The following is a 509-nucleotide window of genomic DNA, read 5'->3' on the forward strand; positions in this document are numbered from 1 at the left end:
TTCCTGTTTCAAGAAATCGAGCACCATCTGCTGGTCATTCTTGATGTTGTACATCTTGGTATCGATTTTAGGGAATAAATACATGGCACCTTTGGGTTTCACACAAGATACCCCTGGGATCTGGTTGATCAGCTCGAACGCGCGATTACGCTGCTCTAGCAATCGGCCACCAGGTAAGATCAACTCATTGATACTTTGGTAGCCACCTAGCGCGGTTTGAATCGCATGTTGCATCGGCACGTTGGCACAAAGACGCATAGAAGAGAGCAACTCTAGACCGTTAACGTAGCCTTGTGCTAAGTGTTTTGGACCAGTTAAGAACATCCACCCACCACGGAAACCACATACCCGGTAAGCTTTCGACAAACCATTAAAGGTCATCACAAGTACGTCTTCCGTTAGCGTCGCAACAGAAGTGTGTGTTGCGCCATCGTAAAGCACTTTGTCGTAAATCTCGTCAGCGAAAATGATCAGCTTGTGTTGGCGAGCAATCTCAATCACTTCAAGCA

Annotated in this window: 1 protein-coding gene; it reads right to left on the minus strand. The window is 46.8% G+C overall.

Annotated features, from left to right (window positions below; translation table 11 throughout):
• Positions 1 to 509: aminotransferase class I/II-fold pyridoxal phosphate-dependent enzyme (locus R7190_RS31115; protein WP_318138374.1), on the minus strand; the 509-nt coding region annotated here is incomplete at both ends.

The organism is Vibrio sp. 1078-1 (assembly GCF_033340475.1).